Source organism: Bacillus sp. NEAU-Y102 (genome assembly GCF_054788175.1).
Window position 1 is genome coordinate 20,136 of record NZ_JBTWFK010000004.1, and the last position, 13,017, is coordinate 33,152.

The following is a 13,017-nucleotide window of genomic DNA, read 5'->3' on the forward strand; positions in this document are numbered from 1 at the left end:
TTTTTTTAAAAGACTGTAAGAGGACCATTAATTGGTCCTCTTATTTTGGTTATTAGTTGAACGACACGGGCTGTTACTTCCTACAAATCATAGGGGAAATAAAAAAGTAGTATAGAGTTAGTTAATGATGTTGAGAAATATTTGAAAAGAAGGAAAACAAAAAGAATAAAACGAATTTTACATTTACAAGTATTCAAAAGTGGTCTGAAATGAAAATAATACATTTTCAGGAGGGATTACGATGAGTAGTACAGTGAATAAGCAAAAAGGTATACAATTGATTCCGTTTACCGTAAATAAGGTGGTAGAGCAAGTAAATGAAATTCCACCAGGTGTACAACTGATTCACGCTCCACAAGTATGGGAAAAGAGTGTGAAGGGGCAAGATGTAGTCGTTGCCGTATTAGATACAGGGTGTGATACCAATCATATAGATTTAAAGGATCGTATTATCGGCGGAAGAAATTTCACAAAAGATTATGAAGCTGATCCAAATGTGTATCTTGATAATAACGGACATGGTACTCATGTAGCGGGCACGATTGCCGCGACTGAAAATGGTGTCGGTGTATTGGGAGTTGCACCACTTGCTAAAATGTTAGTATTAAAAGTTTTAGCGGGAGATGGTTCTGGAAGTTATGAGCAAATTATTGAGGCAATTCATTATGCTGTAAATTGGAGAGGGCCGAATCAAGAGAAAGTGAGAATTATTTCAATGTCACTTGGTGGTCCGCAAGATGTTCCAGAATTACATGAAGCAATTCAAAATGCGGTAAATCAGGATGTTCTCGTTGTATGTGCTGCTGGAAATAATGGAGATTGCGATGATGAAACAGAGGAATTAGATTTCCCAGGTGCTTATTCTGAGGTAATTGAAGTTGGTGCTGTTAATTTAGAGCGGAAGATTACATGTTTTAGTAATTCAAATCAAGAAATTGATCTAGTAGCGCCAGGTGATGAAATATTATCTACGTATCCAGATGGGAAATATGCTGTGTTAAGTGGAACTTCCATGGCGACGCCGCATGTTGCTGGAGCGCTCGCCTTGCTCATTAAACAGTGTGAGAAAGAATATGGTCGAAAGTTATCGGAGCCGGAAATATATGCACAACTCATTAAAAGAACTGTACCTTTAGGGTACGAACGTACATCTGAAGGAAATGGATTAATAGATTTATTAAAAGAATAGCCATATTAAAAAACATCTCATATTCATATGAGATGTTTTTTAATATGGCTCTGTCGCATGTAATACAACTTGTAACAAACCTGGGAATCTAGCATTTAAATCTTCTTCACGAATTGAAATGAAACGTTGTGTTCCTTCAAGGCGCGTGTACATAACACCTGACTCACGTAAAACTTTGAAATGGTGAGATAAAGTTGATTTCGCAATAGGAATGTTTAAAGCGCCACAAGATTGTTCGTTTTTCTCTAGTAACATATTTACAATTTGTAAACGAATTTGATCGCTAAGTGCATATAAGACAGAAGAAAATTGAATTTCTTCTCGATTTGGATGATAGAGTGTACGCATATTTCACCTGCTTGTATAAGTTGAGATATTTGCACTATAACATATAAAGTGGTATATTTCTATTCTTCGAATATATTAGAACAATAGAAATATAGGGGGAGAAAAAATGAAGTATACAAAATTACAAAAGGCAGGATTAAATATTTCAAAGTTGGGTTTAGGTACAAATGCAGTAGGGGGACATAATTTATATGCTGATGTGAATGAAGAAGAAGGAAAGCAATTAGTAGAAGAAGCTATTCAGCAAGGGATTACATTTTTTGATACAGCAGATTCATATGGTGTCGGTAGATCTGAGGAAATGGTAGGAGAAGTATTAAAGGGAAAACGCCATAAGCTTATACTTGCTACAAAAGGTGGAATTCAACCGTTATTAAATGGAGAAACTTATATTAACAATGAACCAAGTTATTTAAGAAATGCTGTGGAGAATAGCTTAAGAAGGTTACAGACTGATTATATTGATTTATATTATTTGCATTTTACAAATTCTGAAACAAGTTACATAGATTCAATCGGAGAGCTTACTCGTTTAAAAGAAGAAGGGAAAATTCGTTCAATTGGAATATCGAACGTAAACATAGAACAATTAAAAGAAGCGAACCAACATGGTCATATAGATGTTGTACAATCTCCGTACAATATGTTAGAACGTACGGCTGAGGAAGAACTGTTGCCGCATTGTATAGAAGCGGGTATTTCATTTATTCCATATGGGCCTCTTGCTTTTGGAATATTAGGCGGAAAATATACAGAAGATTTTAAATTGAACGAAGTCGATTGGCGCCAAAATGTAAATCTATTTGAAGAAAATACATATAAGAGTAATTTTAAGAAAGTGGAAAAGTTAAAAGGGCTAGCTAAAGAAAATGATATTGAAGTGTCTCATTTAGCGTTAGCATGGTTATTAAATAAAGAAGGAATTGATACAGTTATACCTGGTGGAAAGCGGGCAGAGCAAATAAGAGAAAGTGTGAAAGCGGTAGACGTTTCATTGAATAAAAGAGTCATGAAAGAAATCCAATCTATTTTAGAAGATTAGTGAAACAGAGGGATAGTACCCTCTGTTTATATAAGTGGAAATAAAAAATCTATCTTAAAGCGTTATAAACAATTACTTACAGATTCAAAGGTTTCACTTTCCTATTTTGCCTACTTTATTTTTCAAACCGGAAATTTTGCTGCATTTTCATTCTTTGGTGTATGGCTTTTCGTTCAATTTGGGTTACAGGTTCATGAAGTAGGTACGGCTATGCTTGTACTAGGATTAGGAAATTTAGCTGGTAATATTTTGGGCCCTAGACTCGTAAATAAAATTGGTTACAATTTTTCTTTCTATGGTGGAATTGTATTTACAGCAGTGTTATATGTAATACTCCCTTATTTAAAGAGTATTATATTTGTTGAATTATTTTTCTTTGTTTTATTTTTTGTGACAGGAATTTTGTTTGTATTAATGATGGGACACTTACAAAACATGTCTACTATAGCAAGAGGAACAGGTGCTGCTCTTGCAAATGCCTCGATGTACATTGGCCAAATGATTGGTGCGGCAATAGCAGGAATGTTATTTGCAACATCTCATAATTTTATATTAGTAGGTAGCTTTACTGCGTTATTATATGTTTTAGCTTTATTTCTGTTTAGAAAAAGTGAAAACATTAATAAAGATAATGAAAAAGGAATTGCATCATAAAGTTTTAGTAAATCAAAAAGCACTTTTTTGGTTAAGTCTAAAAGGTACTTTTCTTTTTGATTGCATAGTTGCTGCATTTTCATTATGTATACCTGCATCTTTAATAATTCGTTGTTCAGCTATATTATTGAAAAAGAATTGTAATAAAATTATGGAAAAAATAAAAAATCCCTATGGTGATAGGGATTTATATATCGGCATATAGCTCCTCGGAAAAGGATATACCTAGTTTAACATATAGAAGTACTTATATTTGTGAAATAGATGTGAAAGTAATGTGAAAAATATTGTAACAAAAAGCACTGTTTTAGCTAATGTAACTAAAACAGTGCTTTTCTTTTTGATTGAACAGTTGCTGCATTTTCATCATGTATACCTGCATCTTTAATAATTCGTTGTTTTGCTTTATTTAATAGATGGTTCACTGCTTCACCAAAATAGTTAGCTTCGCTTTTTGTGCGGGCTTCTCGTAAACATTTATAGTTTTCTAGCAGTTCCTCTTTTTCGGAGTTTGTTAAGAAATCTTCTATTTTCTTTTTTGTCATACGAAACACCCTTTCTCCTGACAAACGACGCAATAGAAAATATTTATTTCTCATTATAACAATAATTTTAAAAGAAAGTATACACTAACGTCGCAATAATTTGTCAATTTCTTGAATCTTCTCATCAGCTTTCCCAATTTGCGTATTTTTAGCCTGTTCGCCACCAAGAGCTTGATGTAGTAAGAAAGTTTGACCGGAAATAGCAGTTACAATGGATACTTTTATAATTTCTTTTATTGCGGTGACATCGAATAAAACGAGTCCGAGAAGTGCGGCTAGGCTACCCGTAAAAATATCAGTTAAAAATCCAAAATGAAAAAATGTTTTCAAACGGCGTGGAAGCAATAACTTACCTTGGTTATTGATTAGATGGGAAACGAAGCCAGTAATGCCACCAACGAGAACAGCGGTTAGCCATTGATACATTTCCATCGAATCCACTCCTTTTAGTGAATAAGATTCGATTATTTTATATTGATTCCTTTTAATATTTCATATAAGCATATTGAGAAAGTTTGTTTGGGTATATTTTGTATTCAATTTAATTATAACGGAAAATTCAGATATATTTCAGTCTATTATATGAATCATTTTTACAATAATATGAATGCAGAAAGGGGTGCGTGATATGAATATAGATTATCGAATAAGAAGTGTAGATGGTTATACAAAAAAAATAGGGGAATTAGTAAGCATGCTTGAGCATACGAGAGCTGTAACATTAGGCGAAGTAAGAAATTTATCAGTTGAGCAATTAGATTTAATTATGCAGAGTAGCGGGAATTCAATTGGTGCCTTATTAAAACATATAGCAGCTATTGAAAAAGTTCATCAGCTTATTTCATTTCAAGATCGTGACTTTACAAAAGAAGAATTAGAAATATGGGAAGATGCACTGTATTTAGGGGAAGCGGATAGAGCGATCCGTGGTCATGAAATACAGTATTATGTACAACTTCTACAAAGTGTTCGAGAAGAATCTCTGAAGTATTTAAGTGAACAAGGTGATAAGTGGCTCATGTCAGAAAGAAAGTGGCCTAACGGTGTAGTATATAACCAGCACTATCTTTGGTTTCATGTGCTAGAAGATGAAATTAGTCACCGAGGACAAATTAGAATGCTCAAAAACAAGTTATTTGAAAATTACGTTAAATGATGTAGCTTTTTATAGGAGAATTCCATATAATGAGAGTAATTAAAATAAGAACGGGGTGATGTGTTATGGCGAAAATAACTTATATGAATAATAAACCAAATACAAAGGTGGATGGAAAGGGCGAAACGATATAAGTGAGCGCACTATCCTTCCACTTAGCTAAAACTAGGGAGGATATCAATTTGAATCAAAATATTTTAGAATCGTATGGCTGGGATTCTTTTTTTGAGGAACAAGCTGTAGAGAAATTTGAAGTAGGTCGTATTTTACTTGAGCATAAGCATATATATTGCATTATTTGTAACGATGGTGAATATATGGCAGAACTGTCTGGGAAGTTTCGGCATGAAGCAGTAACGAAGGGAGATTATCCAGCTGTTGGTGATTGGGTGTATATAAAGAAAATAGAGAATGAAAAGAAAGCTATCATTCATAGTATTTTTCCGAGAAGAAGCTCTTTTTCTAGACAAGAGGCTGGTACTCGAACGGAAGAACAAGTAATAGCAGCGAATGTAGATTATCTATTTTTAGTGAATGCACTTAACCATGATTTTAATGTAAGAAGAATGGAACGTTATTTACTTTTAGCGTATGAAAGCGGTGCAATGCCTGTAATTGTTTTAACAAAGAGTAGTTTATGTGAGGACATGGAACAGAAAATTGTTGAAACGGAAGCTGTGGCAATTGGTGTTCCAATCTTCGTCGTTGATAGTTTAGAGCATACTGGTATTGAATCGTTGCAGCAATTTGTTTCTTCAGGGAAAACAATTGCTTTAGTCGGATCATCCGGTGTTGGGAAATCCACTTTGTTAAATGCACTTATAGGAATTGAAGTAGCAAAAACGGGAGATATTCGTGAGGAAGATAGTAAAGGAAGACATACGACAACTCATCGTGAATTGTTCCGATTACCGAGTGGTAGTTTAGTTATTGATACTCCCGGCATGAGGGAATTGCAACTTTGGGAAGGAAGCGAAGCGATTCAAACAACATTCTCTGATATTGAAAAACTCGCGACAACATGCCGTTTTCGTGATTGTAAGCATGAGAATGAACCAGGATGCGCGGTGCATAGTGCAATTGATAACGGACTTATTACGATAGATCGTTTGAAAAGCTATAAAAAATTACAAAGAGAACTGGCGTATTTTATGAGAAAACAAGATGCAATCCTTGCCAGAGCAGAGCGTGATAAGTGGAAAAAGCTTTCTAAACAACATAAAAAAATGTAAAAACCAAAGGGTGCCCTTTGGTTTTTTCTATTTGTAAATTTTATAATAATATTATTTATATATATAGACAAAGAGAAATTAATTGTTTAAACTTTACAAAGTATTCATCATAATAGGTTATGAAAATAATAATTAGGGATTGGGAAATATTAATAATTAACTCAATTTAACTTTTAAATTTGAAAATTAGGAGGTTCATAATGGGTAAACTATTAAATTTGTTTCGTGATATGAAAGTAGCAAAAAAGCTATTAATTTCATTCTTTGTAATTTTAATTGCGGCTGTGTCTATTATCGGAGGCATGTCTTATCAAACAGCCAAAAAGAATTTTGAATCACAAATTAAGAGTAGTGCCAACGACAATATAAAAATACTGGATAATTTAATCAATCAAATGATTGATGCAAAATTTAATGATGTGAATAATTTTGCACGGGTGATTCAGGGGAATATGTATCAAGGAGATAATCAGGATGAATTAAGAAAAATATTATCTCAATATATAAATTTAAATAAAGATGTTGAACAAGTATATGTTGCCGGAAATGATAAAAAATTTGTGCAAGAACCAAATATACAAATGGCAGCAGATTATGATCCAACAGCACGACCTTGGTATAAAGATGCAGTGGCAAAACAAGGTGGTATTGTTGTTACTGAGCCGTATAAGGCAAAAGGAAATGGACATATTGTCGTAACAATCGCAAAACAAACAGAAGATAAAAATGGGGTTGTTGCGCTAGATTTAAGTTTAGATAATTTATTAAAAACATCAAAGTTAATTAATATTGGTAAAAAAGGATATGCCTTCATTTTAGATGGAAAGCAAAAAATAATTGCTCATCCACAAGAAAAATCAGGAGAAAAAGCGGCTGATTCTTGGGCAAAGAAAATTTATGAAGATAATCACGGTGCTTTTTCATATTCTTATGGCGGTAGTGAAAAGAATATGGTATTTGCTACAAATGTAAAAACAGGTTGGAAAATTGGTGGGACTATGTACTCAAGTGAAGTAATTGAAGCTGCTCAACCTGTATTTTATAATATGTTAATTGTTATGCTTATCTCATTAGTAATAGGTGGAGCACTTATTTATTTTGTAACACTTTCAATTACGAAGCCTTTAAAGAGATTAGTTGTTACCTCTAAAGAAATAAGTGAAGGGGATTTAACGCAAACAATTGAAATTCATTCTAATGATGAAATCGGCCAACTTGCTAAAGGCTTTAATGAGATGACGAATTCGTTACGGACGTTAATCGGAAGAATTAACGATTCAGCTGGGCATGTTGCAGCGGCATCAGAAGAGCTAACTGCAAGTGTAAGGCAAGCAAGTGAAGCGACTGAGCAAATCACAATCGCAATGGATGAAATATCAAGTGGGGCAACGACGCAAACAACAAGCGTAGAAAATGGTGCTATGTTGCTATTTGATGTAACGGAAGGAATTCAGCATGTAGCAAATAGTTCATCATCTATTAATACGGCTTCCGCACATACTCGTGAAAAAGCAGAAGATGGTGGGAAACTAGTAGGAAGAACAGTAAACCAGATGCAGTCTATTGCAGAATCTGTGTCACAATCAGATGCAGTTATACAATTACTAAATAATAAATCAAAACAAATTGGTGATATTTTAGAAGTAATTCAAAATATTGCAGATCAAACAAACCTTCTAGCTCTAAATGCGGCGATTGAAGCTGCAAGAGCCGGTGAGCATGGAAGAGGTTTTGCGATTGTTGCAGATGAAGTACGTAAATTGGCAGAGCAGTCTAGCGTATCTTCTAGTGAAATTAGTAAATTAATATGTGAAATACAAGATGATATGGGTAAGACAGTCAAATCTATGAATCATGTAAATGAGGAAGTTCAATCTGGACTTGTTATCGCAAATGAAACGAAGCAAAACTTTGCTGAAATTTTACAATCTACAAATGAAATAGCTAATCAAATTAAGACGATGGTTGAAACGGCTAATGGAATGTCAAAAGGGGCAAATGAAGTATCTATTTCGGTAGGACAAATTGCAATGACAGCACAAAATAATGCAACAAGCACACAAAATGTTGCGGCTTCAGCTGAAGAACAGCTAGCTTCGATGGAGGAAATTGGATCCGCAGCGGGCACGTTATCTCAAATGGCTGAAGAGTTACAAGGACTAATTGACAGATTTAAAGTTTAACAGAGAACAGGCTGTCCCTAAAATAGAAGTATGTATTGGGAGAGTCTGTTTTATTATGTAAATTTAAATGTGGGATGTAGAGTCCTCTTATGACGTTTAAAATGGTATTTTGCATAATATTTGTCGAAAAATAGAGGTATTTGTTAGCTTTGTGTATAATTGTTAATCTATAGAATACAAATAAAAGGAGAGTATTATGGGAGTGTACTGGGGGACAAAAAGACATTCTTGGCTTAGTTACGTTTCATTTTGGCTAAGTATTTCATTTTTTATTGTTTTTCTAATTGAAGTGTTTATATTAAAAACACTTTCGAATAGCTCGGTGCAAATTGTTAAATATTTTTATTTTATACTTGTACCAGTAAATATTTTTCTTAGTTTAAAGTTACTATTTAAGAAGAATGAAAAGAAAGCGTTACCTATTTTTAGTTTCATTGTCTCATTATTATTCGCAATTTTAATAATCGTATTAGTTTTAGCAGCTATAGGGAAGTTCTTTTAAGGGGAGTGGTATAAGTCACTCTCCTTTTTTATTTGTGTTAGTCTTACTATATGTAAAAGTGTGAATGCTGTAAGCTAATAAAAGCGGACAGTAGAGAATATTTGCATTGATTAAAGTCTGATGTTATTTGAACTTGTAAGAGAGTATGGAGTAATGAGGTAATATACATAATAATGGAGATAGAATTAGTTGTTTTATAAGTATGTATGAAGCAAATGAATACGGTAAGAACGGTGATATATGGTACAATAGCTATGGATAGTGATAGAGATAAAGGGTATATAAAATACTCATCGTTTTTAGTAAGAGAGGGGTTATCTTATGCTATACGAGGATTTGGAGACATTATTTCAAACAGCTCCGAAAGAAGATAGAGGCGGATGGAAATATATAATCCAAGAACAAAATGATACATATAAAATTGTTGATGAAATTCTGAAAAATCAAATGAGTGTCGAATTGTATTTTAATGAATACGATGAGGTGAAAATCACTTTATATAAAGATGGAATTCCCATTACGACTATGCAAAGAATTGCGATTTCAAAAGTTGAATTAGACGAAGATGAAGAGGGTATTCAATTTGTTTTAGAGCGCATGCCTAGTCGAATGATTCGGTTGCAATTAAAGCCATATTTAGCATTAGAAATGGGGCCGTACTGGGAAGTATGTGATGATTGTGAATGAACATAAAAAAGCATCCAATAACATGGATGCTTTTTTATGTTTTTTGAAGTTGTTTAAATGCAATGATTGGAAGTATAACAATACTTACCCATCCGATGATAGGATATAGAATGTGAAGTAAGTCACTGTAACCGATGTAACTAAAGCAATAACTAATTAGTAAAATAAAGAAAATAATATTGTTATTTTTCCACCCAGTAATAGATTGCATCTGTTTTGTCATTCCGAACACATTACCAACTAAAGTTGTGAAAACTTCACCGAAAATAATGAGAACGAAGAAGAAGTGAAAAGTTGCATTAAATCTTCTTATGACTTCAGCCATTGGGATGTTATATTGATAAAATTGATCGACTGATAAGATTGCTAAATGGCTGCATAATAAAATTAAAGAAAGTCCAGCACCCCCTAAAATCCCACCCCAAAAAATGGCTTTTCGATCCTTAACTTCACTGGCTAATGGGACGAGAACACTTTGGGCGAGAGAAAGATTTAAGGCGACATATGTAATAGGGCTAGTAATCCATTTCATATTCCAACTCTCTGCAGGAATAGTGTTATTAATGGAAGGTGTACCGTGAAAAAAGGTTGTAATAGCAAGTCCGATAATAAAAATCATCATAATAGGTACGACAAGTGTATTTACTTCAAAAACACCTTGTAATCCGCGGCTACTTATAATGAGACAAGCGATAACTGTAATGAGAATACCGAGTTGTCTTGGTAAGCGAAGTTGCTCTTCAAATACTGCACCAGCCCCTGATAACATAACGCTCGTTACGCCGAATAAAACGAGTAATAATAATGTGTTTACAACATTCCCAAATACACCCCCAAATAAATATTTGTTAAATTCTTGCGCTGAAAATGCCCCAATTTGCGATGAAAGTAACATCATCTTTGTGCCGAGCCAAATAAAAAAAAATCCACTTACACATATGCCAATTGTCCCATATAATCCATTCACTGTGAAAAATTCAACAATTTCTCGTCCAGTAGCAAATCCAGCTCCAACGACAGTTCCGATATAAGTAGCAGCTACTTTCTTTGCTACTTGCCATTGTTGATTGTCCATGTTATCCCTCTTTCTACTATGATGAGCTTGATGTACTATTATGCATATGTATGAGCTTGGACAATTAGACGTATGAAGTGTTTGAAAAAATACATGAATTAAATGATATTAGGGAAGTATTAAAGGTGTTAAAACTTTGTTACATATAAGCCGATTGTTCGAAAGGAAAGGGAATGTATGGTAAAATGTAATTAGGTTATTAAAAGATAAACATTACAAAATGATAAGAGGAGTGGGTTGTATGAGTACGAAAACAAATGTTGTTGAAGTATTAAACAAGCAGGTAGCAAACTGGAATGTGTTATATGTGAAACTACATAATTATCACTGGTATGTGACAGGGCCACACTTCTTTACATTACATGAGAAATTTGAAGAGTTTTATAATGAAGCTGGAACGTATATTGATGAGTTAGCAGAACGTATTTTAGCTTTAGAAGGTAAACCATTAGCGACAATGAAAGAATATCTCGCAACATCTAGTGTCAGCGAAGGGACAAGCAAAGAATCTGCAGAAGAAATGGTGCAAACATTAGTGAATGATTATTCTGCACTTATTCAAGAATTAAAAGAAGGTATGGAAGTTGCGGGCGAAGCTGGCGATGAAACATCAGCTGACATGTTGTTAGCAATTCATACAACATTAGAACAACATGTATGGATGCTAAGTGCATTCTTAAAATAACGATAAATATATAGAAACCCATTGAAAAATTATTTCAATGGGTTTTTTTATGATTTTTCAGTTTTCTTTTATGCTATAATATAGTAAAAAGGAGGCGATGCGATGTTTCGCTTTTTCAGAACTGGAAAAGAAGAGCGGGAAATTACGAAAGATGAATTAGAACAAGCGATGGCTCAGTTTTTAGAAACGAATGCTAATATTGTTTATACAGTATTAGTAAATGACGATTATACAGTGAATTATGATTTGTTAAAACCGTATTTACCTGCATTTCCAACAAATGATTTTCTCATAACGAAGGAAACGCTTGAGGTATTTGAACATACAGCAGAAAATTTAAACCTAGTGAAAGAAATTGATGTCGTACAAAAAGCAGTAGATCAATACGTAACAGAAAAAGAAATGTTCCCAATTGTTGAAGGTAGCGAAGATCGCCTCATATGCGGAATGAAACTAGGACCTTACTTAAATCGTAGCTTAAAAAGAGACTTATATATTTCAGAAAAACATTATTTAGTTTCAAGTAAACCAGATAGAAAAAAACAAAAGAGCGGGTAGATGTAATGAAAACAACAATACATATATTGTTGTCTTTTTTTGTTTGTTAAAATATTGATTTTTCAGTCTATTTTCATTTATACTAAATGCATTGGACAGGGAAGAGTAACTATTAAGCATCATTCTGAGAATAAGATATTGTTAGCGTAGGTTATACAAAGTGGTATAAAGATTCGCAAAAAAATATTATAAAAGGTTTCGGGGGAATTGGTACATGAAAAATAGTATGACTTACATTCAATTATTAAATGAAACGTTACGTTGTTATGCAAATAAAGGAAGTTTTGAAGCGTACAATTATATAATGGAAAATGCTACAGGTGTAATAGGGAATGAGGCGCAAATATATAATTTTAAGTATGCGCTCGCAAGTGCATCGGGACTTGAAAAAGAAGCATTACATTTAATGAGAGAGGCCATTATAGAAAAGGGATTCTGGTATGGAAATGAGTATTTAATTTCGGACGATGATTTAAAATCACTACATAAATTTGAAGAATTTCATACAATGGTTCAATTATGTAAAGAAAGAGAAGGATTAGCACATAAAACGGAAAGACCAGACGTGAAATATATATACAGCAAGAAAGAGGGAAATCTACTACTTACATTACATGGTGACCAAGAAAATATTCAAATAGTAGAGCCATATTGGAAATCAGTTTTGACACAAGATTACACGTTAGCTTTACCACAGTCTTCACAAATTCAGTTTTCAGGTGGATTTGTTTGGGATGATCTAGAGAGAGGGAAAGGGGAATTAAAAGAGCATTACAATAAGTTTATAGAAAATCATACAGTAGAAAATGTAATAATTGGTGGTTTTTCTGCAGGGGCAAGAGTAGCTTTATATACGATTTTACAAAAAGATATAGATGTAGATGGTTTTGTTTTTATGGCACCCTGGCTTCCCAAGATTGAAGAATGGGATGAGTTGTTGAGTGTGCTGCAGGATAAACATATAAAAGGATATATAGTATGCGGGGATCAAGATGAAGATTGTTTCGAATCCGTGCAGCAATTTGTACAACTATTAAGAGATAAGAATATAGAACATAAGTATAAAGTTGTGCCTGACTTAGATCATAATTATCCTATTAACTTTGATGAGCTATTAAAAGAAGCTATTGAATATATAGGAAATGAAAACAATAAGTAGTA

The 13,017-nt window shown here is 33.4% G+C and carries 14 protein-coding genes and 1 pseudogene; 11 read left to right on the top strand and 4 right to left on the bottom strand.

Annotated elements, in window-relative coordinates; all coding sequences use genetic code 11:
- Positions 1-241: 241 nt before the first annotated feature.
- Positions 242-1,189: a serine protease gene (locus tag ACYFX0_RS11895; RefSeq protein WP_000099758.1), complete on the top strand. Its 948-nt coding sequence runs from the start codon at positions 242-244 to the stop codon at positions 1,187-1,189.
- Positions 1,190-1,228: 39 nt separating this feature from the next.
- On the opposite strand, the gene ACYFX0_RS11900 is transcribed toward ACYFX0_RS11895, so the two are convergent.
- Positions 1,229-1,537 carry an ArsR/SmtB family transcription factor gene (locus tag ACYFX0_RS11900; RefSeq protein WP_001259903.1) on the bottom strand — a complete coding sequence of 103 codons (309 nt, stop codon included), beginning with the start codon at positions 1,535-1,537 and terminating at the stop codon, positions 1,229-1,231.
- Between the two features lie 106 nt (positions 1,538-1,643).
- Between ACYFX0_RS11900 and ACYFX0_RS11905 the strand changes: the two genes are divergently transcribed.
- Entirely contained in the window at positions 1,644-2,579 is a 936-nt protein-coding gene (locus tag ACYFX0_RS11905) for an aldo/keto reductase (RefSeq protein ID WP_098577923.1), read from the top strand.
- 15 nt (positions 2,580-2,594) lie between these two features.
- Positions 2,595-3,233: pseudogene (locus tag ACYFX0_RS11910) on the top strand (MFS transporter); the annotation flags it as partial.
- Positions 3,234-3,553: 320 nt separating this feature from the next.
- On the opposite strand, the gene ACYFX0_RS11915 reads toward ACYFX0_RS11910, so the two are convergent.
- Together ACYFX0_RS11915 and ACYFX0_RS11920 are read right to left on the bottom strand one after the other, a co-directional pair.
- Positions 3,554-3,778, bottom strand: a complete 225-nt coding sequence (locus tag ACYFX0_RS11915) for a hypothetical protein (RefSeq protein WP_000162602.1) — start codon at positions 3,776-3,778, stop codon at positions 3,554-3,556.
- Positions 3,779-3,862: 84 nt separating this feature from the next.
- Entirely contained in the window at positions 3,863-4,210 is a 348-nt protein-coding gene (locus tag ACYFX0_RS11920) for a DUF4257 domain-containing protein (protein ID WP_000426317.1), read from the bottom strand.
- 196 nt (positions 4,211-4,406) lie between these two features.
- Here ACYFX0_RS11920 and ACYFX0_RS11925 point away from each other — a divergent pair, with 196 nt between their 5' ends.
- The 5 genes from ACYFX0_RS11925 (at position 4,407) to ACYFX0_RS11945 (ending at position 9,538) form a co-directional block, all read left to right on the top strand.
- Positions 4,407-4,934: a DinB family protein gene (locus tag ACYFX0_RS11925; RefSeq protein ID WP_016077838.1), complete on the top strand. Its 528-nt coding sequence runs from the start codon at positions 4,407-4,409 to the stop codon at positions 4,932-4,934.
- Positions 4,935-5,116: 182 nt separating this feature from the next.
- The gene (rsgA, locus tag ACYFX0_RS11930; RefSeq protein WP_460270561.1) at positions 5,117-6,166 is read left to right on the top strand and encodes a ribosome small subunit-dependent GTPase A; all 1,050 of its coding nucleotides are present in this window, start codon (positions 5,117-5,119) and stop codon (positions 6,164-6,166) included.
- Between the two features lie 200 nt (positions 6,167-6,366).
- Positions 6,367-8,349, top strand: coding sequence for a HAMP domain-containing methyl-accepting chemotaxis protein (locus ACYFX0_RS11935; RefSeq protein WP_000517283.1), 1,983 nt, complete (start codon positions 6,367-6,369; stop codon positions 8,347-8,349).
- Between the two features lie 196 nt (positions 8,350-8,545).
- The gene (locus ACYFX0_RS11940; RefSeq protein WP_000539571.1) at positions 8,546-8,851 is read left to right on the top strand and encodes a hypothetical protein; all 306 of its coding nucleotides are present in this window, start codon (positions 8,546-8,548) and stop codon (positions 8,849-8,851) included.
- A 321-nt stretch (positions 8,852-9,172) separates the two neighbouring features.
- Positions 9,173-9,538, top strand: a complete 366-nt coding sequence (locus tag ACYFX0_RS11945; RefSeq protein ID WP_000965064.1) for a DUF3979 family protein — start codon at positions 9,173-9,175, stop codon at positions 9,536-9,538.
- A gap of 34 nt (positions 9,539-9,572) precedes the next feature.
- On the opposite strand, the gene ACYFX0_RS11950 is transcribed toward ACYFX0_RS11945, so the two are convergent.
- Complete coding sequence (locus ACYFX0_RS11950) at positions 9,573-10,613, bottom strand: YkvI family membrane protein (protein WP_460270563.1); 1,041 nt, start codon at positions 10,611-10,613, stop codon at positions 9,573-9,575.
- A 241-nt stretch (positions 10,614-10,854) separates the two neighbouring features.
- Here ACYFX0_RS11950 and ACYFX0_RS11955 point away from each other — a divergent pair, with 241 nt between their 5' ends.
- The 3 genes from ACYFX0_RS11955 to ACYFX0_RS11965 all read left to right on the top strand — a co-directional run bounded on the left by ACYFX0_RS11955 (position 10,855) and on the right by ACYFX0_RS11965 (position 13,015).
- Complete coding sequence (locus ACYFX0_RS11955; protein WP_000105199.1) at positions 10,855-11,298, top strand: Dps family protein; 444 nt, start codon at positions 10,855-10,857, stop codon at positions 11,296-11,298.
- A gap of 102 nt (positions 11,299-11,400) precedes the next feature.
- The gene (locus tag ACYFX0_RS11960; RefSeq protein ID WP_000488205.1) at positions 11,401-11,856 is read left to right on the top strand and encodes a DUF3939 domain-containing protein; all 456 of its coding nucleotides are present in this window, start codon (positions 11,401-11,403) and stop codon (positions 11,854-11,856) included.
- Positions 11,857-12,070: 214 nt separating this feature from the next.
- A complete protein-coding gene (locus ACYFX0_RS11965) occupies positions 12,071-13,015 on the top strand; it encodes an alpha/beta hydrolase (RefSeq protein ID WP_000798312.1) in 945 nt (314 codons plus the stop codon).
- Positions 13,016-13,017 lie beyond the last annotated feature (2 nt).

What these genes read in the sequence shown, in the direction of transcription:
- ACYFX0_RS11940 (WP_000539571.1), top strand. Translation starts at nt 8,546, where the DNA reads ATGGGAGTGTACTGGGGGACAAAAAGACATTCTTGGCTTAGTTACGTT.
- ACYFX0_RS11965 (WP_000798312.1), top strand. Translation starts at nt 12,071, where the DNA reads ATGAAAAATAGTATGACTTACATTCAATTATTAAATGAAACGTTACGT.
- ACYFX0_RS11900 (WP_001259903.1), bottom strand. Translation starts at nt 1,537, where the DNA reads ATGCGTACACTCTATCATCCAAATCGAGAAGAAATTCAATTTTCTTCT.
- ACYFX0_RS11955 (WP_000105199.1), top strand. Translation starts at nt 10,855, where the DNA reads ATGAGTACGAAAACAAATGTTGTTGAAGTATTAAACAAGCAGGTAGCA.
- ACYFX0_RS11925 (WP_016077838.1), top strand. Translation starts at nt 4,407, where the DNA reads ATGAATATAGATTATCGAATAAGAAGTGTAGATGGTTATACAAAAAAA.
- ACYFX0_RS11960 (WP_000488205.1), top strand. Translation starts at nt 11,401, where the DNA reads ATGTTTCGCTTTTTCAGAACTGGAAAAGAAGAGCGGGAAATTACGAAA.
- ACYFX0_RS11950 (WP_460270563.1), bottom strand. Translation starts at nt 10,613, where the DNA reads ATGGACAATCAACAATGGCAAGTAGCAAAGAAAGTAGCTGCTACTTAT.
- ACYFX0_RS11935 (WP_000517283.1), top strand. Translation starts at nt 6,367, where the DNA reads ATGGGTAAACTATTAAATTTGTTTCGTGATATGAAAGTAGCAAAAAAG.
- ACYFX0_RS11905 (WP_098577923.1), top strand. Translation starts at nt 1,644, where the DNA reads ATGAAGTATACAAAATTACAAAAGGCAGGATTAAATATTTCAAAGTTG.
- ACYFX0_RS11945 (WP_000965064.1), top strand. Translation starts at nt 9,173, where the DNA reads ATGCTATACGAGGATTTGGAGACATTATTTCAAACAGCTCCGAAAGAA.
- ACYFX0_RS11915 (WP_000162602.1), bottom strand. Translation starts at nt 3,778, where the DNA reads ATGACAAAAAAGAAAATAGAAGATTTCTTAACAAACTCCGAAAAAGAG.
- ACYFX0_RS11920 (WP_000426317.1), bottom strand. Translation starts at nt 4,210, where the DNA reads ATGGAAATGTATCAATGGCTAACCGCTGTTCTCGTTGGTGGCATTACT.
- ACYFX0_RS11895 (WP_000099758.1), top strand. Translation starts at nt 242, where the DNA reads ATGAGTAGTACAGTGAATAAGCAAAAAGGTATACAATTGATTCCGTTT.